We start from the raw sequence: 21,062 nt of genomic DNA, 5'->3' as shown, positions 1-21,062 counted from the left end.
AGGCCGAGATGCCCCATTATCTCCGGACGAGTCCGAATTTTCGCGCAAGATCGCAACAGGCGAAGCAAAAGCCCGAGAGAAGACTGCCGCTTTCCGCCCCATCTTCCTCCATGTCAACACGCAACCGCCGCCTGATCGGCGGCCAAGACAAGGAGTGAAGACGATGACTAAGCTCAATGGAAAGATTGCACTCGTTACTGGCGCGTCGAGCGGCATCGGTGCCGCCACCGCCGTCAGGCTCGCGGAGGCCGGAGCCAAGGTCGGCATTGCCGCCCGCCGCACTGAAAAGCTCGAGGATCTCAAGCGGCAGATCGAAGCCAAGGGTGGTCAAGCTCTCGTCCTGCAGATGGACGTGGTCGATCCGGTCTCTGTCGAAGCCGGGGTCAAGACGCTTGTCGACACTCACGGGGCGATCGACATCCTCGTCAACAATGCCGGCCTGATGCCGCTCTCCGATATCGACCAGTTCAAGGTCGATGAGTGGCACCGGATGGTGGATGTGAACGTGAAGGGTCTCTTCAACACGACAGCCGCCGTCCTGCCGCAGATGATCAAGCAGCATTCGGGCCATGTCTTCAACATGTCCTCGATTGCCGGCCGTAAGGTTTTCAAGGGGCTGTCGGTCTACTGCGCTACCAAACATGCAGTCGCCGCTTTTTCGGATGGCTTGCGCATGGAGGTGGGACCGAAGCACAACATCCGGGTCACCTGCATCCAGCCGGGCGCCGTCGCCACCGAGCTTTACGATCACATCACCGATCCCGGCTACCGCCAGCAGATGGACGACCTCGCCGGCCAGATGACCTTTCTTCAGGGCGAGGACATTGGCGACACGATCGTCTTTGCCGCGCAGGCCCCGGCTCATGTCGATGTGGCCGAGCTCTTCGTCCTGCCCGTGGAACAGGGCTGGTGAGGTACCGCCCTTTTGGCCCCTGCCGTCGGGCAGGGGCCTTGAAGGAGATCCAGATGAAGGAACTACCCGCATCGCAGGCCTATCGCCTGCTCGAACCGGGCCCGATTGTGTTGGTGTCGACCCGTGACAACGGCAAGCCCAATGTCATGACGATGGGCTTCCACATGATGATCCAGCACGCTCCGCCGCTCATCGGCTGTGTGATCGGCCCCTGGGATCACAGCTATCACGCACTTCGCAGGACCGGTGAATGCGTGATCGCCGTGCCCGCACTGGATCTGGCCGAAACCGTTGTCGATATCGGAAACTGCTCCGGCGCTGATGTCGACAAGTTCGAAAAGTTTGGCCTGAAGACCAGGCCCGCGGAGCAGGTCTCCGCTCCGCTTCTCGAGGATTGCCTGGCCAATATCGAATGCGTCGTCGTCGATGACAGGCTGCGCGATCCCTACAACCTCTTCATCCTCGAGGCGAAGAGGATCTGGCTCAACGAAAGCCGGACGGAACGGCGAACCCTGCACCATCGCGGCGATGGAACATTTGCCATCGATAACGGCACGCTCGACCTCAAACACCGCATGGTCAAGTGGCGTCACCTACCGTGAGCATCGTGCGCGAGGCCGTTACCTCATTTGAAACCACCAAGGAAGGAATACCCGATGACGAACATCGACAACAAGATCGTCCTTATCACCGGAGCGAGCAGCGGGATTGGCTAAGCGACCGCACGCACTCTCGCCACTGCCGGCGCTGCCGTTGTGCTCGGGGCAAGACGAACGGATCGCCTCGAAGAGCTTGCCCAGGAAATTACCGCTGCCGGGGGCAGGGCAATCTACAGAAGCCTTGATGTGACTTCCCGTGACAGCGTCCAGTCCTTCGCGGATGCGGCCGTCCAGGAGTTCGGTTGGATTGACGTGATCATCAACAATGCCGGCATCATGCCGCTGTCACCCATGGCGTCCCTGAAGGTGGAAGAGTGGGATCGGATGATCGACGTCAACATCAAGGGCGTCCTGCATGGCATTGCGGCCGTGCTGCCGGTGATGAACAGGCAAGGATCTGGTCAGATCATCAACATCTCGTCGATCGGCGGTCTTGCCGTCTCGCCGACGGCCGCCGTTTATTGCGCCACCAAGTATGCAGTTCGCGCGATCTCGGACGGGTTGCGCCAGGAGAACGACAAGCTCCGTGTCACCTGCATCTATCCGGGTGTGGTGGAATCCGAACTGGCCAACACCATCACCGATCCAGTGGCGGGGCAGGCCATGGAGAGTTATCGCCAGATCGCCCTGAAGCCCGAGGCGATTGCCGCGGCCATCGTGCATGTGATCGGCCAGCCTGAAGGGGTGGACACGAGCGACATCGTCGTTCGACCGACGGCCAGTGCCTGACATCCTTGCGCCTCAGCCCGGCTTGCCGCGCATTAGCGGCAGGCCCGTGGTGGACGCAAACGGGCTGCGCCCACTCAGCCCCCCGTTCGGCGCGGGGCGGCGGGCATGGCGCTTCCGCAAGTCTGCGATAACGCTTTTGTCTGCGACGGCATCAATTGATCGAGCGTCACCTGGCTAAACCGCTCCAGCAGCAGGCTTTCCGCCTGCTGCATCGTCTCCGCCAGCGCTGAATTGACGGTTTCTTCGAGCTTGCATTCCGGATGCCTCCCACGGGAGCCGATAGCAAAGAGCGTCGGCCGCTCCAGCGCTTCATAAACGGCTAAGAGCGTGATCTCCTTGAGGGACCGCGCAAGTTGCCAGCCGCCGCCGTGCCCCTTACCCGAGATGACGTGGCCGGCGCGACGCAAACCTGCCATCGTCCTGCGGAATACGGCCGGGTTGGTGCCCATGCTTCGGGCCAGAACCTCCGATGTCAGCGGCTCCTTCACCTGCGCCATGTGCAAGAGCACATGCAGCACGTCAAACAGTCTCGTATCCTTGTTCATTGCCCGCCCCGGTTCATTCGGCTGTCATTCTAGCCCATCATGTAGCATCACTTGATACAAGAGGCGAAACCGTGTTACGCATCTTCAACTGATACATAAATGGTTCGTCATGCGTGATAATCCCAACCCCTTCCTGACTCCGGCGGCTGTGAGCGACTATGTTCGCGACACGCCGCGCAAGGTGCCAGGTCTTGCCGACCTTCATAAAATGGCGACGCTGCTTCTTGCCGAACAGGCGCCGCGCGCTGCGGATGTGCTGGTCGTCGGTGCCGGCGGCGGGTTGGAGATCCGGGCCATGGCGGAGATGCGGCCGGACTGGCGATTTACCGGCGTCGATCCCTCGCCTGCCATGCTCGACATCGCCCGCCAAACCACATCACCTTGTGCCGAGCGAACACATCTTATTCGCGGCACGGCGGCGGATGCACCTGCTGGTCCCTTCGATGGCGCGGTATGCCTGCTAACACTGCACTTTCTCGACTGGCGTGAGCGGTTGGAGACGCTCCAGGAGGTCCGCAGGCGTCTTAAACCGGGCGGCGTGTTTGTTGCCGCCCATCACACTGAGATCAATGGACAGGCGCATCTCTGGCTTTTGAGATCTGCGGCATTTGCTGCAGGCCTGAATGCGGAGCCTGGCCAGGCCGCAGCCTCTGCCAAGGCGATGGCCGAGCGGCTGCCGCTACTTTCGCAGGACCGGGAAGAAGCGTGTTTTCGCGGAGCGGGCTTCCGGCAGCCAAGCCTGTTCTACGCCGCCCTTTCGTTTCGCGGCTGGGTCATGACCGCTTGAAGCCTCCGCAGAACGACCTGTCGATCAGAAGGGATCAGCCGTGATCGAAGTCTTCAATTTCGCCTTTGGGCCCTATCCGCAAAGGGTGAACATCTACTTGGCCGAAAAGCAGCCTGAGGGTGTCGCCGTGACATGGTATGCGGAGCCGGACAGGCGTGCGAACACGCCGCCGCCCGAGATCAGGGCTCTTGCTCGCATGGGATCTCTTCCCATCCTGAGGCATGCCAATGGCACCATCATCGGCCAATCGCTGGCGATCCTCGACTATATCGAGGACACAATTCCGGATCCCAATATGCGTGGGAGCACGCCGGCGGCGCGGGCGAAGGTTCGCCAGTGCGTTCACATGTTCGATGAGGCCCTTACATTCTTCGGCCTTTGGGCGCGCCACGGCAGTGCGCTCGGACAAGGCGTAGTGCGATCGAGCCAGGATGTCTCCGAGATCTGCGCCGACCGGTATTTCGGGCAGCTGCGGCTCATCGAAAGGTTGATGAGCGAAGAGCCTTTCATTGCCGGTGAGTTAGTTACGCTGGCTGACTGCGTGGCGATGGCGATGCTGCAATATGCAAGCGATTTCTATGCCGTACCGATCCCTCCCGAGTGCGTTAAGCTCCAGATGTGGTTCGATAGCTTCAGCCAGCGCCCCAGCGCCAAGCGGCCACCCTATCCCGAGCAACAGCGGCGCAAGGCATTGGGTTTGATGGAGCAGACGGGAGTTTGCCTTTAGGCTGCGAGCCGTTCTTCCCACTTGCTCAAGTGGCTGAGTCACATTGCAAGCAGTCATTTAAGTTGACCGGACGCTGGTTCGATTCCATTCAAGGCGAAGCCGACCCGTCAGTTGCAATTTCTGCATCTGACGGGATCGATCGTTATGCCGCTTCCCAAACCTGGTTCAGGATCTTGGCCGCAAGCGCCGCTTTGTCTTGTGGCAAGAAGCGGCCGTAGTGCTGCTGCACGACATCAGGAGTATCCTGGATGGCATAGCTTGCCTGTTCGTAGGACCCGGTCTGCTTTAGGATATGGGTTGCGAGGATATCCCGCAGATTATGTGGTCCATGCGGCAGCAGACCTTTAATGGCGCCACGACCAGTATAGGGATTGTAGATGCCGTATCGCTGGATCACCGTTCTCCAAGCCTCATAGAATTTCGTCGAGTCATAGGCCGCGTTGATGCTCGTCGTTTTCACCGTCTTGACGAAGAAGGTGCCAGGATCCTTTGCGCTCCCGAGCAGCACGCCGCGATGCTTGTCGATATAGGCCTCCAGGTATTTGTAGAGATCAAGCAGGTCCGGCAGGATCAAGCGGAACGGCTTTTGCCCAAAAAACGATGAACTGGCGTTCTTGAACGCGACCGACGGGATCAGCACTTCCCAGCCGCCATCACGATCGCTCCAGTTCGCCACATTTCATATCTTCGAGGCGACGTTCTGATGTCGGGATGTGCCCGCGTGGGCAGATGCGCAACTGTCGAAGGTTCTTCTGACGAAGGCCGAGATGCAGACCAAGACGCGGCAGCAAGAAAGATCGCACGGCTTCCGCTGCCGGCCGTGGATAGCGATCTTCGTCCGGCATGTGTTTCAGGATCTCGTCGGTGATCTTGCGATACTCCCCCAACGGGCTGTCGGCTTCGAGAATACACATGATCGGCTCGAACGGATCGCGGTGCACCCGCATCACCCGCTGGATTTCTTTCGATCGGTTGGCCGCATGCCGATGAAACGCATCGCAGGCACCATTCCAGTCGCGGGTAGCGAACTCGATTTCCTCCGGTGCGATCAGCCCCTCGATAGGCCTGAGATTTTTCAGAAGCTCCGGGTGTTGGCGGATCCAGCCCACCTCCGCTCGTGTAAGAGCCTGCGCGATCATCAGCATGTCTTCTTCCCACTTTGTGTAGAAGCCACGCCGCTGCTCGCGCCATTGCAGATACCAGTCCCAGACTCCGGGGAGGACAAGTAGACCAAAGCTTAGCTGACTGAGTGGCACGCCTCGACCTTTGATGATGCCTGACGGGGCGGCGGCCAGCGCGCCGAACATCAATCCGAGATGCTCGATCTTCTGCGAAGCGGTTTCTTCGCCCCACACCCCGTTGCGGTGCAATCCGATCGCCGTCAGCGTCGAGGTCTTGAACCGGATCAGATCGGTCATCTCTATCGCAAGACGCGGCGGGGCTTCAATGACACCGGACAGCAGATCTGGATCGTCAAGCTCCTCGGCCATATGCTGGTTGGCATTGGCAGCAGATGCCAGGGTGTGCGGCGAAAGCGAACCGCCGCCATAGGTGACGCCGGGAAAGCGGATCGCATAGCGCTGCTTGCTGGCTGCCGCCTGGTAGCGGCGATATTCGGTCGAACCGGAGATAATCACCCGGCGCACGCAGTCGAGGATCTCCTCTCGCTTCGTGAATGTCAGGCTGCTGAAATCATCCGGCAGATGCAAAGAAATTCGCCGCCGCTCGGCCGGACTGATATCGCCAAGATCGTGACCGTAGACGGAGCGCGCCTGGTGAGGCAGCTTCTTCTTGAAATACCCTTCCGGCAGTCGGTAACGCGTTTCGATCCGGCGCAGGATGTCGAAACTCACAACCGACCGCGGGACACGTTTGCCCTGGATCCAAGACAGAAGCGTTTTGCTGTCGAAGGTCTCGGTCAAGCGAACCACCGCGCGGTAGAGCTGCCAGTAGCTGTCGCCAAACCGGCGCATATGGTAGATGAGCGCATCTTGAAAACTTGCCGGATCGTCGGTCGCCTCAGATAGCGGATCCGGGAATGCGCTGATCGGCTTTGGCGCAGGACCGCGTTGCGCAGATGTGTTCCGGACAAAAAACAACGTCGGCCGCAGCGCGTTGCCGTTTTCTGGTCGAGGAAGTCGCCGCTGTCTTTTTGACCGCTTCAGCCTTACCTGTCCGGGCAGACGGCTTGGCTGGAGAAATGTCATCAGCGACTGGAGGCGCCTTCAGCCAACGGATGATCTCATCAAGGGCCGGCCGCAATTGCTTCCTGAGTTCAGTGGTCATGTCGTCTTCGATACCGCAGGCCTCTCCGATCGCAGTCCAGTCGAGATGGCCGTTCAGGATTGGCGGCCGTTTGCGGTAGATGATCAGGCTGGTCAGGTAAGGGCGGATATTTTCCAGCACCCGCTTCGAGGATATCGGTGCAATACGCACCTCGCAAAATTCCGAAATTTTTCGCTGAAAATGACGTGATGAAAGATCGTGTTTGGGCATGCTCATTCCGTTTCTCTCTGGCACCAGTGCCGAGGGCGAGCGGAAATATGGTCGTGCGGTAAACAAAACTTGTATGGTTAGTGCATCTCAGCGTCGGTGGGCGACAATTGAGAAAATAACGTGAAAGATATATAAACAGATCATAAGTTAGGAAATGATCCTAAAAGATATCTTTTCTATTGACCTGCGCAATGAGTTTAAGATATCTCCTCCTATACTAGGGAGAGTGGTTGGGTAGGCGATATGGCACGGTCTGAATCAGATGCTCTGCTGGAAATCGGACAATTGCTGAAAGCTGCCCGTAAAGTCCGGCAGCTGACACAGGAACAGGTTGCCGAGATGGCAGGCATATCGCGTCCCCGCTATCGTGAGATAGAAACCGGAAGCAGTGCTGCGCGCACGACGACCCTCATCAACATCGCCCGCGCGCTCGGGCTTGAATTGATGCTCATCCCGCAAGCTATGGTTCCGGCTGTTGATGCCCTGCTGCGGCCGCACGACGATCTGGATGATCTCCCGGCATTCATGGCTCACCCAGATGAGGGTGAGAATGTCTGAGGTTGCTCCCGATCCGAGATCCATCTCGTCGCTCGACGTGCTGCTGAACGATGTGAAGGTCGGTACAATTGTTCGGACGCCTGGCGACTTCAACGCCTTCAGCTTCGCAGACAGCTATCGCGCAACCGGCGGCGTTCCAGTGCTTAGTCTGTCTTTTCGCGCAGCCACTGGCGGCTTGCGGAAGGATCCGAAGCCCGTCGCCAGAGCGTTACCGGCGTTCTTTGCCAATCTGCTTCCCGAAGACAAGCTGCGCGAGGCGATGGAAAAACACCACGCGGGGAGTGTTCGCGCGGGAAACGATTTCGACCTGCTTTTCGCGCTTGGGTCTGATCTGCCTGGCGCAGTCCGCGTCGTGCCGAGTGACGGAACGGTTGTGTGTTTCGACAACCTGTCCGCTCCCAAGCCGAAGGCCCGGTTCTCGCTTGCCGGCGTCCAGATGAAGCTTTCGGTCATCAAGAATACGGGGAAGGGCGGTGGACTAACTCTGCCGCTCGGCGACGACCAGGGATCCTACATCGCCAAGTTTCCATCGACCTCGTTTCCCGGGGTGTCGGAAAATGAATATGCCAATCTCGCGTTAGCTGAAGCGATCGGGATGGAAGTGCCGGAACGTGAACTGGTCGAGCAGTCGGAGTTTGAAGGTATACCGAAGGAGTTCGAGACGCTGTCGGATGGAAAAGTCCTGCTCGTTAAACGCTTCGATCGCGGCGCAAGCGGCGAGCGCATCCATATTGAGGATTTCGCGCAGGTGTTCGGCGTTTATCCTTCGCGGAAATACGAAGGTGCCGCCTATCATGATATCGCCGCAGCCTTGAACGTTGCCGTATCGTCCACCGCTGCTCTTGAGTTCGTCCGCCGACTGGCTCTGATAGCCATCACCGGCAATGGCGACATGCACTTGAAGAACTGGTCGTTGATCTATAACGGGGCAGGTGACAAACCGCAGTTCGCGCCCGTCTATGACGTGCTCTCGACGATCCCTTACATCCCTGCGGATGCCATGGCTCTGTCGCTCGCCGGCGAACGGCCCTTCAAGGCGCTGAACGTGCAGCGATGGAAAGCCTTCGCCAATCGTGCGCGGCTGCCGGAAGCGGCCGTGCTCAAAGCGGTGGTCGAGACGGTCGAGCGCGTCAACGAACTTTGGTGGTCATTGCCGGAACGGAAAGTCGTTCCGCAGAAAGTTCTCGAGCGTATCGATACGCATGTCAGGCTGATGACACCGATCCTTGGCACGTGCGCAGAGTAAAGCCGTCCGGCCGAGCGGTGGCGGCGAAGCTCCGTCCTAGCCCGTGCGCCAATTCTCTTGGCGCATCTTCAGCCGTTGCTAAAGAGTATCATCAACGATTCTGAGCGAGAGCGCTTCCTGCACGACATGGTGCTCCGCAGCATCCACAGTTTCTGAGATGGCATCGCGAGAATACCTTTAAACAACAGCGCGCCGACGGTTCAGATCCTTTCAAGGCGTTTCATGCCAGTGACGGCACTTTGAGGTTTTGCCAATGCCGGGGTTAAAGGTGTTTGTGGGGTCAAGTCCGCGGTAGAAATCACGCAGTGCAGGCTTTGCTTCATAAAGATGGCCCACATTGTGCTCGGCCGGATATTCCGCACCGCGTGCGTCCAAAAGGGCGCAGATCTGATGTTCAAGTGCGGCACAGTCCACACCCTTTTTCACCAGATATTCCTGGTGCATGACCTGGCACAGGAAATGGCCGACATAGATCTTAAGCGCCATCTTGTGCGAAATCTCTTCTGGCAGTGTCTCGAACCACTCGATCGTGTCACGCGGAAACGCGACATCAAGGGCGACGATATCTTCCACCGTGCGCCCGTGCACCGCCCGATAACGCACCACCGCGCTGCCTACGGTGAAGCGGTTGAGGAAGGCAGCCTTGCCTTCGGTTTCCGTGCATTCGATGAAATCGCCGGCCGCGCTGGGGAATATCGACGTCAGATAGTCCCGCATTTCTGCGATGCAGGCATCCCCTGAACGGATCATCAGATGGTGCGGATAGGTGTCGCGGTAAGTGATCAGCCGCTCGGGAATCTGCTCGGGCAAGAAGCGGCTCGCCCATTGCAGCAGGTGGTCGGAGATGGTCTTGCCGAGGCCTAACCGCTCCGTCAGGCCGTCAAACCAACTCTTGGCCGCAAAGGCGCGAGGCACGTTGACGGTGCCGAATTTTCGTATGAAAAAATAGAGATCCTTCCCCCAGACCTGGGCTGCGCGGAAGGCGTCGGTATGCATGTATTCCCCAGCGATCGGGAGTGTCTTGAAGTTGGCCAGAATATTGCGGCGGATGGCTTGCAATTCGGCGGGGTCACGGGTGCCGATGTAGAAGACCTCTTCCTGCTCGGCCACGGCGAACGTGTCCAGCCGGATGGCAAAGACGCCGATCTTGCCCGCCGAGCCTGACGCCTCGTAGTGGCGGCGCGGATCGGCGTTGAAACGGGCAGGGGTGCTGGCTGCAATGTCGCGCACGTGCTCCTTGTATTCGATGTCGGAGGCCTGCACGCCTTGCGGGAAGTCCACATCCGCATCCGAGTAATCGCCCGCGTCCAGCCGGGTCAGGATGTCCAGCGGCTTGCCGCCAAGTCGGATGCCTAGGTGATTGACGAGATGCAGGCAGCCCTGCGCATCCACCTGCGCAAACAGGGACAGCTGGGTATAGGCCGGCCCGCGTTGTACGAGTGAGCCGCCGGAATTGTTACAGATGCCCCCCGTGACCGATGCACCGATGCAGCTGGAACCAATCACGGAATGCGGCTCTCGTCCCAACGGCTTTAACCGCCGCTCCAGCTGATCCAGCGTTGCTCCCGGCAGGCACAGCACCTGTCGTCCATTGTCGAGCAAATCGATACGCGTGTTGCGGAGGGTCGAGATGATGACGATCGGGCGGTCGTATCCATCGCCGAACGGAGTCGATCCGCCGGTCAACCCTGTATTTGCCGCCTGGAAAATGATGGCAACATCGGCCGCAACACAGGTTTCGAGCACTTTCCACTGCTCGACCAGCGTCCCAGGCTCGACAGCGGCCAGCACCTCGCCATCGCCATAGCGATAGCCCCTGCGGAAGCGCCGGGTGCCCCGGATACCGGTGTGAACATAGCGGCGGCCAACGATATCCTGCAGCTGTTGGATCAGGGAGCCGGTCATGAGGTAGCAACTCTTCCAGAGATGGACAAATGGACCTGCCCCGCAGCCGGGGCAGGCATGCTTGGGGGCATCAGCGCCCGATCAAGGAGGGCAGCGTCATGCTGACCGCAGGGACGAAAGTGATCACCAGAAGGCACACCACGATGACCCCGACGAACACCATCAACGGCTTCAACATCTGGGTTACAGAACAACCAGCAATCTGTGCCGCGGCGAAGAGATTGACGCCGAGCGGCGGCGTGATCATGCCAAGTGCCAGATTCACCACCATGACGGTGCCGAAGTGGACCGGCTCGATGCCGACACGCGCGGCGGCATCCTGGAGGATCGGCGCAAGAACGATGATGCTCGCCCCTGTTTCGATGAACATGCCGATGACGAATAGCATGGCATTGATTGCCAGCATCAACGACGCCGGACCGTCAAAGGTGCTTGTCAGCCAAAGCGCCGCAGCATCTGGCACGCCCTGCCGGTTGAGAAGGTAACCCATCAGGCTGGCAGTCCCGATGATGAACATGATGACGGCGGAGGTGACAACCGATTTGCGGAAGGCGTTGGCCAGATCCGCCCATGTCATCTCCTTGTGGAGGAACAAACCCACCACCATGGCATAGACAACCGCGATGACGCTGGCTTCTGTCGGCGTGGTGACGCCGCCATAGATGCCGCCCATGATCAACAGAGGCATCAGCAGGGCCCAGACAGCGCGTCTTATGGCCGTGAGGCGTGGCAGACTGCCCTCCCCATCGCGTTTGCCCCAGCCCTTGACCCGGCACCAGATGACAGCCGTCATCAACAGGGCTCCAGCAATCATCAGGCCCGGCAGAATGCCGGCGAGGAAGAGCTGCGGGATCGAGGTCTGGGTCGCGACGCCGTAAAGGATCATCGGGATCGACGGCGGGATGATGACGCCGAGCTCTGCCGAGGTGGCCATGAGGGCGGCGACGAACCCGACCGGATAGCCATACTGGCGCATGGCGGGAATGAGCACGACGCCGACGGCGAATGTTGTGGCGACGCTTGAACCGGAAATCGCCGAGAATAGCATGCACGTCAGCACGCAGGTGGCCGCAAGGCCGCCCTGAATCTGTCCGACGAAAGCACGTGCAAACTCGACGAGACGGCGGGACAGGCCGCCAACCTCCATCAGGTTTCCGGCAAGAATGAAGAAGGGGATTGCGGCCAGCGGAAACTTGTCGAGGGCGATAAAAATCTGCTGGGGCACCACGATGGCGGGCAGGGTGGTGAAGCCGAACAGCCCGATCATCGATGCAAGCCCAATCGCGATGGCGATGGGAACCGAAATAGCGAAGAGCACCAGCATTGCGGAGACGAGTGCACCGGTCATTGTGCTGTCTCCTTTCCGGACTGGATGAACTGCACGATCGCCCCAAGTGCCGCGAACAACGATCCCACCGGAATCGCGGCATAGCCCCAGGCCATGGAAATCTCCAGACCTGCCATTTCCTGCATCCGGACACGTTGGGCCGTTGCGATGCCGAACCAGAAGAGGGTGACAAACATGATCAGGCAGGAGACGAGCGTGGTGGCTTCGATGCTGCGGCGCAACCTGCCCGTGGTAGCCTCTCGCGCCAGATCGATGGCAACGAGCGCGCCTTTGCGCAGAGCAACGGAAATCCCGAGCAGCACCATCCAGACCAAGGCGAGGCGGGTCAGTGCTTCCGACCAGCTGGAAGGCGTATGGAAAAGGAAGCGCCCCATCACCTGCCAGAAGCTGGACGCTACCGCGACGGCCAGCGCAAGGGAGGCGGCAAATGCCACCCCCCGTGCAACAATCCTGTCCGTGCGACGGATCAGAGTGGCCGCTGAGCTCATTGAGCTTTCCAGTCGCGGATGCGCTTCAGGAGGTCGGCGCCGAACTGGCTTTCGAATCCGGCATTGGCCGCTGCCATGGCCTTGCGGTAGGCGTCGCGGTCAGTCACCTCGACCACCTCGATGCCGCGCTTGCGCAGTGTTTCGATACCAGCGGTTTCGTCCTGCTCCACCCGTGCCCGATTGGCGGCGGATGCGGCCTTGCCGCCTTCTTCCACTGCGGTTTTCTGCTCGTCCGTCAGGCCGGCGATGAAGTCCGGGTTGCAGACGAAGATGCCTGGCGAATAGACGTGGCGGGTGAGGTAGAGGTGTTTCTGCATCATGTCGAGATTGTTCGACAGGATCACTGGGATCGGGTTCTCCTGACCGTCGACCGTGCCCTGCTGCAGGGCCGAAGGCAGTTCGGAAAAGGCCATTGGCGTCGGCAAGACGCCGGCGGCCTGCCAAGCCTGCATATGCACCTGGTTTTCCATGGTGCGGATTTTCATGCCGCGCAGGTCATCCGGCGAATGCACGGCTTTGGAACCTGTCGTCAGATTGCGGAAGCCGTTTTCCAGCCAGGCAACGCCGTAAAGACCATGCGCCGGGAAAAGGGCCAGGAGCTCTTGGCCCACGTCCGAGTCCAGTACGCCGCGCGCGTGCTTGTAACTGTCGAACAGGAACGGCACATCGAGGACGCGGGTCTCGGCCACGAAATTGCCGAGCGGGCCGGCTGAGCCCATGGCGCACTCCTGAGAGCCGAACTGCACGCTTTCCAGTGCTTCGCGCTCGTTGTCCATGCGCTGGATCACCACATTGATCGTGCCGCCAGACTTCTCTTCTGCCACCTTTTTGAAGGCTGCCGCCGCAAGGCCAAAGTGGCTGTCCGCGGGTGAGGAATGGGTTAGGGTCAGGGTTGTCTGGGCCGACGCCGTGAGGATGCCTGCGGCCAGTATCAAGCTGGTCAGTGCGGCTGTCTTCGTGGACTGTGACGGGTTCATGGTTTTCCTCCTCCAGATAGAAGGCAGGTCCCGATGGGACATGCCGTTTTTGATGTTAAAGCAAGCCTTCCGGCAGCAGGGCCGCCGGGAAATTCTGGTAGCTGACGGGGCGCAGGAAACGCCGGATTGACAGTGTGCCGACACTTGTGGCGCCGAAATTCGTTGAGGCCGGGTAGGGGCCGCCATGCACCATGGAATCGACAACCTCCACGCCGGTCGGGAATCCATTGACGAGCACACGTCCGGCCTTTCGCTCGAGCACGGGCAGTAGCGTACTGGCCAGAGGAAGGTCGCCATCGTCCATGTGCAAGGTGACCGTCAGCTGACCCTGGAAGCTCCGCGCGATGCGGCGCATCTCCTCCGGTGTTTCCACGCGGACGATAAGACCGAGCGGACCAAACACTTCCTCCGACAACATATGGCAGGCGAGGAACTGGCTGGCTGTCGTCTCGTAAAGGTTCGGATTGCTGCTACGCCCTTCCGAGACGGTCTCATGTACCGGCTGCACCGTCTCACGGCTCTGCAAGCGGGCTTGGCCAGACTGATAGGCGCGGGCAATGCCTTCTGTCAGCATGACCTGCGGGCCGGTCTTGGCGAGTGCTTCCTTTGCGGCGGACACAAAGCTGTCCGCGTCCGCGCCGGCCACAACAACCGCAATGCCCGGATTGGTACAGAACTGGCCGGCGCCCATCGTCAGCGAGGCTGCCCAGCCTGCGCCAAGGGCACCGGCACGTGCCTTTAAGGCTTGCGGCAGAAGGAACATCGGATTGACGCTTCCCAGTTCCCCGAAAAAGGGGATCGGCTCTGGGCGGCTGGCACACAGGTCGAACAACGCTCGTCCGCCTGCCAGCGAACCGGTGAAGCCGACGGCCTTGATGAGCGGATGGGTGACGAGGGCGCTGCCCACATCCCGATTGCCGCCCTGCACCAGACTGAAGATGCCCGGATCCATTCCGAGCTTGCCAATGGCGGCATGAATGGCTTCAGCGACGATCTCGCTTGTGCCGGGGTGGGCTGAATGGCCCTTCACCACAACCGGGCAACCGGCGGCAAGAGCTGCTGCTGTGTCACCGCCGGCCGTTGAGAAAGCGAGGGGGAAATTGGAGGCGCCGAACACCGCAACCGGTCCAATCGGGCGCTGCATCATGCGGATCTCCGGACGCGGCGCCGGCTGGCGGTCCGGCAGTGCGGCGTCGAGGCGGCGGTCGAGATACTCCCCCTTTTCGATGTGGCTGGCGAAAAGCCGGAGCTGGCCGGTCGTGCGGCCCCGCTCGCCCTCAAGACGGGCGGCCGGCAGCCCGGTTTCCTGGCAGCCGATTTCGGTAATGGAGACACTCCGTGCCTCAATTTCATCCGCAATGGCCCGCAGCAGGGCAGCGCGGTCATTGGTTGACGAATAGCCATAGGACCAGAAGGCGGTTTCAGCGGCTTCTGCGGCGCGATTTACCATCTCGACGGTGCCCAGCGAAAAGGCGGCGGGCTCACCGGAAACGGGCTCATTGTAAAAACGATCGGGCGTTGCCACCCATTCGCCGGCGATCAGGTGTTTGCCGTGCAGCGTATAGGTCATCTTGTCACTCCCAGTGTGGACTGTTCGCTTACAGTGCTGCCTGCAGCATGGCGTGGTAATCCTCAGCCGTAGCGTCACGCGGGTTGGTTCGGTGGCTGTGGTCGGCAAGCGCTCCCTTCACCACCTTGTCAAACAGGTCAGCGGTAACACCCAGCTGCGAGAGGCGGGTGGGCAGGCCGATGGCACGGGTCATATCTTCGATGGCGGCGCCAATGTCTACATCAGCAGCAAGGCCCATGGTATCGGCAAGGCGGGCATACTTGTTCTCGTCAACCGAGGTCTTTGCACTGCGGTTGAAGGCGAGCACCGGCGGCATGAAGATGGCATTCAACATGCCGTGATGCAGCTTCGGATTGAGGCCACCCAGCGAGTGGCTGAGGCTGTGCACGCAGCCGAGGCCCTTCTGGAAGGCCATGGCGCCCATGGTTGCTACGATCGCCATGTTGGCGCGGGCACCGCGGTTGCTCGGCTCTTCCACGGCAAGGCGGATGTTGGCCCAGCCGCGGCGCAGGCCTTCCAGCGCGATGCCATCGGCAGGCGGGTTGAAGGAGGGGGCGAGATAGGTCTCGATGCAGTGGGAAATCGCGTCCATGCCCGTAGCGGCGGTCAGCATGGGCGGCAGGCTCATCGTCAGTTCCGGATCGACGATAGCGGCTTTCGGCACCAGGTAGGGAGACAGCAGTCCGACCTTGCGTCCATCTTCCAGAATAATGATGGCGGCGCGACCCACCTCGCTGCCCGTACCGGCGGTGGTCGGAATGGCGATGGTGGGGAATGTGCGCGCGGTTATCTTTTCGAGGCCGCCCTCGACCACGGCATAGGTCTTCAGCGGCCCCTCATGGGCGCCCATCACGGCCACCGCCTTGGCAAGATCCAGCGCAGAGCCACCGCCGATGGCAACGATACCGTCACCTTTGGCTTCTCGGAAGAGCGCGGTCGCTTTCACGGCTGCTGCTTCGTTCGGGTTGCCTGGGGTTTCGTCAAAAACGGCAGCTGGGGTGATGCCAGTGGCGGTCTCGATGCGCTCCAGAATACCAAGTGCACGCACGCCCTTGTCGGTGACGATGACCGGGCGGGGGATCCCGGCAAGTTCCAGCTCACCCTTCAGCGTTGCGATCTCCCCGTACCCGAATTGGACCCGCGTCACATAATTGATCAGGCTCATGCGCCTCCCCCTACTTGGTATTCCTATTTGATAACGTCTTGGGACAGTTTCTCGCGAGAGCGACTGTAAAATCATCCGGCTGTGGAAAATAACGGCAGAAAAATAGCTGTAAATCCGCTATTGCTGAATATCGATATAACAAAATGGAAATTGAAACCGATGCCGCGCATCTATTCTAACCCGATGATCCGCCTCTCTATGCGGCAATTGCTTTTGATATCAGCCATTGACGACAACGGTTCGCTAAAGCGGGCATCGGAGTTGATCGGCATGAGCCAGCCGCGCGCGACCAAGGCGTTGCAGGAGGCTGAGGAACTGACCGGCACGCAACTGTTTAACCGGACGAATCGCGGGCTTAACCCGACACCTGCGGGCGAATGCATGATCCGGCACGCAAAAACCATGCTGTCACAATTGAAGGCGATGGAGGAGGAGATCAACACGGCATCCGACAGCGGATGGGCTAGGTTGCGCATCGGCACAATCATGGGTGCCGTTCCCTATTTGACGGAAACCATCAGCAGCTTCCTCAGACGCTTCCCCCGCACCTCGTTCGAGATTCTGGAGGATACCAGCGTAGAACTGTTCAGGCAGTTAGATCGAGGGCTGCTCGATCTTATCATTGGGCGCAGCTCCATGATCGCCACTCCGCAGCTTTACCATGTCACGGCCTTTCACGATGAACGGTTGGCGGTAGTTGCCAATCGCGCTCACCCTTTGGTTGACCGCAAACGCGTGCGCTTGACGGACCTCGAGGATTCCCGCTGGATTGTCTATACTGCGGCGATGCCCATGCGGCTGTTGCTGGAGCAGGAGTTTCGACAGGCCGGGCTCCAAATGCCCTCCGGACTAATGGAAACGCGCTCCGCACTGACCACGATTTCACTGATCCAGGCCGAACCGAATACAGTCGCGCTGCTCTCTAGCGACGTTGCCGAATTTTTCGTAAACTTCGGCATGGCCAGTATCCTGCCTATGCATCTTCGTTCCAAGAGCGAACCCTACGAAGTCATAACTCGCCGCTCCGTGGAGCAGTCAACACATGTACAGGCTTTCATAAACGATCTCTTGGCCGGAGCGACGGGTTGCCATTGAGCAGCAGCAATTATTGGAGATGCCCACGACATGTTCGGCAGGACGGTCTTCGATCCTGTCGGGGCGGAATTGTTCGATGCAGATCTGGCTGAGCGTTATGGCTGGATAAGCCGGGCACTTCCACTTGGAGAGCTTGATGCGTTAATTGACGGTCTGGCCAGGGCAATCGCCTCGCGCGCGCCGGGTGTGGTGCTTGCCGCCAAACAGGTGATCGATGCAAGTTCCAAGGACCTGACGCCCGCTCTTCCGACCAACAACGAACTGCTTGGCCAGACTTTTTCCGCGCCGATCGCGACGACACTCACTCTCGCCGCCCTGGAAGCAGGAGCGCAAACGCGTGAGGGCGAGAGGAAGCTGGAGGAAATGCTGTCTTCTTTGATCTGAACAGTCTCTGGCGGTGTGACCGCCAGGTTGCCATAGACACCTTTTCTGTCGCCAAAGCTTGCAAGGCCGATTCTTCTCAACGCGACGAGAGGCCGAGAGCGGCCTCTCGTCGGAAGTTGGAGCGCTTTTGTGCCTTGTTATCGATCATGCAGGGTGCGGCGGACCCGCGTAAAGGGGACATCGTCACGGATACGGCCTCGTCCCCTGGGCTCCACCTGCGGCCACATGCTGGCAGGCCCTGACCGATCAATGAACCTTGGCAGACCGTGTCAGCCCATCAACGATCACTGAAGCGTTGTTTCGCCGCCTCGGTAACCGGTGTATAAAGGGCGACGCGGGTTCCCTCTGGGTCCGAGAACTGGGCCGTGCGATTTCCCCATGGCAAATCCTTAGGCTCATGAACCACCTCGACCTGGTCTTTAAGCCGTGCGAATTCCGCATCGACGTCGGATACCATGAATTCGAGAATGGCCGTTTTATTGGCGCCGGGCTCCGCACTACCCTCCTTGAAGAGAGCGACCGTCTCCGCGCTCCCTATTGCCAAGGCAGCACCTGGCGTGACGATTTCAGCAAAAACGGGAGCAAGCCAGTCCGCGCGGAAGCCCGTTACCAGTTCGTAGAAGGCCACCATCTTCTTAACATCTGTGGCGACGAGACGGGTGGATGCAAATTTCATAATCTTTTCCTTCAGTCGGTACGATCTCTTTCCCTGCTTTTGTGACACAGTCCTGCTGACAACGTTGTGGCAGCAGGAGTCAGCAGTTATGCGAAAAGCCGAACGGCTTTTTCAGATCATCCAGATCCTTCGAAGGTCGGGCCGCTCGGTCACCTCGGCGCAGCTTGCGGATGAACTCGAGGTGGCGCGACGAACCATCTACCGTGACATCGCGCACCTGATTGGGCAGCGCGTTCCCATCGACGGGCAAGCTGGGTTCGGTTACGTCCTCGATCCGCGATATGACATGCCGCCCCTGATGCTCACGCCTGAGGAAATAGAGGCCGTTTTGCTCGGCGTTCAAATGGTGGCAAAGCTGGGGGACCCCGCCATCACGAATGCCGCCAGAGATGTCCTCGCAAAGATGGCGTCCGCAATCCCGAGCGACCTTCTTCCCTTCATGGACGAACCCGGAGTCAGCCTGAAACCCGGCGAGATCACCGACGGCTCGACCTTCGACACCCGTCCGCTCAGGCGGGCGATCAGGGAGGGGCGAAAGATCAAGCTCGAATACTGCGCGGCGAATGACGAGGTCACCCACCGTATCGTCTGGCCCCTGCTTTTGGGCTATACGGACGCGCATAGTCTCTTGATTGCCTGGTGTGAATCGAAGCAAGATTTTCGTCATTTTCGCACCGAACGCATTCTCAATCTTGAGGTTCTCGAAGACAGTATCGGCGTTTCCAAGAGCAAGCTCAGACAGCAATGGCTGCAGTGGCGTGAAGCCGAACTCACCCGGTCGCGCCCCACTCCATGACTGCGGTGGGCCAATCCCGGACCTTATCGTCACAAACTTCGATGTCGGCTTTCGTGTAGTGCCCCTACAAGCGGAAAGGCCGCTATGGGTCTACCGCAACAGAAACAGCATGGCGCTTGTCATCAGACTGCCGACCAGAAAATAGGGCGCGTTCACCATCGTGTAGTAAAACGGCCTGGGGAAATTGGGATTGATCGCGATCGTCATGCACATCGCCAGGAGATAACCGACGCCGATCACCAGCCCGAGCAACAGGGCATCGGCAAGGGAGACAATGCCGATCATGCGCATGATTGCGGCCGTGGTGACGATCATAACAACATTGCACAGGAAGGGTCCGAGGATGGTCAGCATGTCCACATTGGCGGCCGGCATGGTCTCACGTCCCAGCGCGATTGCGTAATATTTGGGGACCAAGGCGCCAAAATAAACGCCCCCGAACACGAAGCCGAACGCGGAAGCCGCAAGAACGCCCCAGAGACTGATCTGGGCAAATGCACTGAAAACCATGGTTCACTGTCTTTCTCAATGTCGTCGCTGGACGCCCAGCGGCTTTATGAAACAAATGAAACGGGTATAGATGCACTCAACTGACACTTCACGGCAGTTGTACGATGAGCGGACCCGATAGATTGCTGCGCCTTCTTCAGCTTATGCGCGTCATGGCACCCCCGATCACGGCGGAACGCCTGGCGGTCGAACACGGTGTGTCCGTACGATCGATCTACCGCGATATCGACCTGTTACGGTTGTCGGGCGCCAGAATTGAGGGGGAACGCGGCTATGGCTATCGGTTGATCGAGGACTATGCTCTGCCGCCGCAAACATTCGATCGTCTGGAAACCGAGGCGATTACCGCGGGACTAGGCGAAGTGCGCCAGATGGGCGATCCGGACCTGGCGCATGCCGCCGAGTCTGTGCTCGCCAAAGTCGCCGCAACCTTGCCGGATGATCGCGAGCAGCAATTGCTGCATGCAATATCCCATGTTTATCGGCTGAGTGGTCGCTACGGCTCGCATCCGCATCTGCAAACGATACGGCAGGGTGCCACACGGTCGCAGCACGTATTTTCCGCGTTCGTGAATGACTATCCAGACAGCAAGTCCATCGAGTTCCAACAGGTCAAACCTTCTAACGATGGTGACCTGCAAGACCGCAATCCCAGAATTGCCAGCAGACATGGAACCTGGTTCCTTGTCTGCTCAACGTCGCCATACGAAAGTCAGCCAGCCACTCTTCGAAGCGATTGCTCAATCTCGCCGCCGCAATAGGCTTCACCATAGTCCTCAAAGCTCCGGCGGCTCAGGTCGTCGAGAGGCGTGGTACTACCCACCCGTGTTGCAAAGCTCCGAATGATTGGCGAAGTATCCTCTATAATTCGTTCGATAGTCGGGAAGCGAGCAGCCATCGTCCCCCAGAGAATTGCGGTCACAATATCTGCGACGCCAAGGCTTTCGGTTCCAAGGAAAAAGCCGGTATCCGCCCTCAGGCCGTGCCTTGTTCCGGTATCCTCGAAAATGCGCACCCACTTCTGCAAACGCGGAACAAACTTCTCCCACTTTTCCGGCGTCCACATCTCGCGCCCGCCGTCGAGCGTCAATTCGTCAAGAACATCGTTGGCATCATTCACGAGTTTGGCCGTGATTGCGCGGCCCTCGAAAGTTTTCGGCAGGAGATTCAGCCGCTCACCGAGATACATGGCGATCGCAGGCATCTGGGAAACTGCAAAACGTCGTTCGCGGTCAATCAATACCGGCGGCCCCATGAAGGCGACCGGCTGTTTTCCCGGCTCACGGCCCATCATCTCTTCGACCGCATCAACAGCGTGTTCGACCCAGGAGTACCCGCGATACGCCAGAATTCCCCGAATGAACTGGCCTCGAAACGGAACGGGCCAATAATAGAGCTCGAAGTTGTTCATGTCTTGGACCCCTCTCATGCGAAGCACTAACGGAGCAGGCGGTCGCCAGTTCCGATGAGATAAAGTCAAATCAACCA

The 21,062-nt window shown here is 59.4% G+C and carries 20 protein-coding genes and 2 pseudogenes; 11 read left to right on the top strand and 11 right to left on the bottom strand.

The annotated features are described in order from the left end of the window. Window positions 1-163 precede the first annotated feature (163 nt). From PL597_RS14255 to PL597_RS14245, 3 genes and pseudogenes are all read left to right on the top strand, one after another. Complete coding sequence (locus tag PL597_RS14255) at window positions 164-913, top strand: SDR family oxidoreductase (protein WP_217005779.1); 750 nt, start codon at window positions 164-166, stop codon at window positions 911-913. A 53-nt stretch (window positions 914-966) separates the two neighbouring features. Then, window positions 967-1,515: a flavin reductase family protein gene (locus PL597_RS14250; RefSeq protein ID WP_217005781.1), complete on the top strand. Its 549-nt coding sequence runs from the start codon at window positions 967-969 to the stop codon at window positions 1,513-1,515. Window positions 1,516-1,569: 54 nt separating this feature from the next. Next, window positions 1,570-2,301: pseudogene (locus PL597_RS14245) on the top strand (SDR family oxidoreductase). Between the two features lie 74 nt (window positions 2,302-2,375). Here the strand turns inward: PL597_RS14245 and PL597_RS14240 are convergent. Further along, on the bottom strand, window positions 2,376-2,846 hold the full coding sequence (locus PL597_RS14240) for an RrF2 family transcriptional regulator (RefSeq protein WP_217005785.1): 471 nt from the start codon (window positions 2,844-2,846) through the stop codon (window positions 2,376-2,378). A 109-nt stretch (window positions 2,847-2,955) separates the two neighbouring features. Here PL597_RS14240 and PL597_RS14235 point away from each other — a divergent pair, with 109 nt between their 5' ends. Further along, on the top strand, window positions 2,956-3,633 hold the full coding sequence (locus PL597_RS14235) for a class I SAM-dependent methyltransferase (protein ID WP_217005787.1): 678 nt from the start codon (window positions 2,956-2,958) through the stop codon (window positions 3,631-3,633). Window positions 3,634-3,673: 40 nt separating this feature from the next. Further along, a complete protein-coding gene (locus PL597_RS14230; protein ID WP_271365500.1) occupies window positions 3,674-4,360 on the top strand; it encodes a glutathione S-transferase family protein in 687 nt (228 codons plus the stop codon). 142 nt (window positions 4,361-4,502) lie between these two features. Here the strand turns inward: PL597_RS14230 and PL597_RS14225 are convergent. After that, a pseudogene (locus PL597_RS14225) lies at window positions 4,503-6,862 on the bottom strand (hypothetical protein). 237 nt (window positions 6,863-7,099) lie between these two features. On the opposite strand from PL597_RS14225, the gene PL597_RS14220 reads away from it, so the two are divergent. Both PL597_RS14220 and PL597_RS14215 read left to right on the top strand, forming a co-directional pair. Next, entirely contained in the window at window positions 7,100-7,414 is a 315-nt protein-coding gene (locus tag PL597_RS14220) for a helix-turn-helix domain-containing protein (RefSeq protein WP_020808313.1), read from the top strand. Beyond that, window positions 7,407-8,660, top strand: coding sequence for a type II toxin-antitoxin system HipA family toxin (locus tag PL597_RS14215; protein WP_271365499.1), 1,254 nt, complete (start codon window positions 7,407-7,409; stop codon window positions 8,658-8,660). The genes PL597_RS14220 and PL597_RS14215 overlap by 8 nt, the downstream gene beginning before the upstream one ends. Window positions 8,661-8,870: 210 nt before the next feature. On the opposite strand, the gene dld is transcribed toward PL597_RS14215, so the two are convergent. The 6 genes from dld to PL597_RS14185 form a co-directional block, all read right to left on the bottom strand. Continuing rightward, window positions 8,871-10,565, bottom strand: coding sequence for a D-lactate dehydrogenase (gene dld, locus PL597_RS14210; RefSeq protein WP_271365498.1), 1,695 nt, complete (start codon window positions 10,563-10,565; stop codon window positions 8,871-8,873). A 70-nt stretch (window positions 10,566-10,635) separates the two neighbouring features. Next, on the bottom strand, window positions 10,636-11,913 hold the full coding sequence (locus PL597_RS14205; protein ID WP_191218524.1) for a TRAP transporter large permease: 1,278 nt from the start codon (window positions 11,911-11,913) through the stop codon (window positions 10,636-10,638). Further along, window positions 11,910-12,401 (bottom strand): TRAP transporter small permease, encoded by a 492-nt coding sequence (locus PL597_RS14200; RefSeq protein WP_191218525.1) that lies wholly within the window; start codon window positions 12,399-12,401, stop codon window positions 11,910-11,912. The genes PL597_RS14205 and PL597_RS14200 overlap by 4 nt, the downstream gene beginning before the upstream one ends. After that, window positions 12,398-13,378 (bottom strand): TRAP transporter substrate-binding protein DctP, encoded by a 981-nt coding sequence (gene dctP, locus PL597_RS14195; protein WP_271365494.1) that lies wholly within the window; start codon window positions 13,376-13,378, stop codon window positions 12,398-12,400. Before dctP ends, PL597_RS14200 begins: the two co-directional genes overlap by 4 nt. A gap of 55 nt (window positions 13,379-13,433) precedes the next feature. Beyond that, a complete protein-coding gene (locus tag PL597_RS14190; RefSeq protein WP_271365493.1) occupies window positions 13,434-14,948 on the bottom strand; it encodes an aldehyde dehydrogenase (NADP(+)) in 1,515 nt (504 codons plus the stop codon). A 28-nt stretch (window positions 14,949-14,976) separates the two neighbouring features. Next, window positions 14,977-16,113, bottom strand: a complete 1,137-nt coding sequence (locus tag PL597_RS14185; RefSeq protein WP_271365492.1) for an iron-containing alcohol dehydrogenase — start codon at window positions 16,111-16,113, stop codon at window positions 14,977-14,979. A 120-nt stretch (window positions 16,114-16,233) separates the two neighbouring features. Here PL597_RS14185 and PL597_RS14180 point away from each other — a divergent pair, with 120 nt between their 5' ends. Further along, a complete protein-coding gene (locus PL597_RS14180) occupies window positions 16,234-17,208 on the top strand; it encodes a LysR family transcriptional regulator (RefSeq protein ID WP_271365491.1) in 975 nt (324 codons plus the stop codon). A gap of 30 nt (window positions 17,209-17,238) precedes the next feature. After that, window positions 17,239-17,592, top strand: a complete 354-nt coding sequence (locus PL597_RS14175; RefSeq protein ID WP_271365489.1) for a hypothetical protein — start codon at window positions 17,239-17,241, stop codon at window positions 17,590-17,592. Window positions 17,593-17,869: 277 nt separating this feature from the next. Here the strand turns inward: PL597_RS14175 and PL597_RS14170 are convergent, their stop codons facing one another. Continuing rightward, window positions 17,870-18,268 carry a VOC family protein gene (locus PL597_RS14170; RefSeq protein WP_271365488.1) on the bottom strand — a complete coding sequence of 133 codons (399 nt, stop codon included), beginning with the start codon at window positions 18,266-18,268 and terminating at the stop codon, window positions 17,870-17,872. An 88-nt stretch (window positions 18,269-18,356) separates the two neighbouring features. Here PL597_RS14170 and PL597_RS14165 point away from each other — a divergent pair, with 88 nt between their 5' ends. Further along, window positions 18,357-19,064, top strand: a complete 708-nt coding sequence (locus tag PL597_RS14165; protein ID WP_271365485.1) for a helix-turn-helix transcriptional regulator — start codon at window positions 18,357-18,359, stop codon at window positions 19,062-19,064. A gap of 90 nt (window positions 19,065-19,154) precedes the next feature. On the opposite strand, the gene PL597_RS14160 is transcribed toward PL597_RS14165, so the two are convergent. Beyond that, window positions 19,155-19,574 carry a DUF1761 domain-containing protein gene (locus PL597_RS14160; RefSeq protein ID WP_271365484.1) on the bottom strand — a complete coding sequence of 140 codons (420 nt, stop codon included), beginning with the start codon at window positions 19,572-19,574 and terminating at the stop codon, window positions 19,155-19,157. Window positions 19,575-19,678: 104 nt separating this feature from the next. Here PL597_RS14160 and PL597_RS14155 point away from each other — a divergent pair, with 104 nt between their 5' ends. Beyond that, a complete protein-coding gene (locus PL597_RS14155; protein WP_271365483.1) occupies window positions 19,679-20,335 on the top strand; it encodes a helix-turn-helix transcriptional regulator in 657 nt (218 codons plus the stop codon). Here the strand turns inward: PL597_RS14155 and PL597_RS14150 are convergent. Continuing rightward, window positions 20,287-20,985 (bottom strand): glutathione S-transferase, encoded by a 699-nt coding sequence (locus PL597_RS14150; protein WP_271365482.1) that lies wholly within the window; start codon window positions 20,983-20,985, stop codon window positions 20,287-20,289. The genes PL597_RS14155 and PL597_RS14150 overlap by 49 nt on opposite strands. Between the last annotated feature and the right edge of the window lie 77 nt (window positions 20,986-21,062).

It is taken from the genome of Agrobacterium sp. ST15.13.013 (assembly GCF_027956525.1).
Taxonomy (GTDB): domain Bacteria; phylum Pseudomonadota; class Alphaproteobacteria; order Rhizobiales; family Rhizobiaceae; genus Agrobacterium; species Agrobacterium salinitolerans.
Note: the sequence above shows the minus strand (reverse complement) of the source record. Positions and strands in the feature narration are given on the sequence as shown.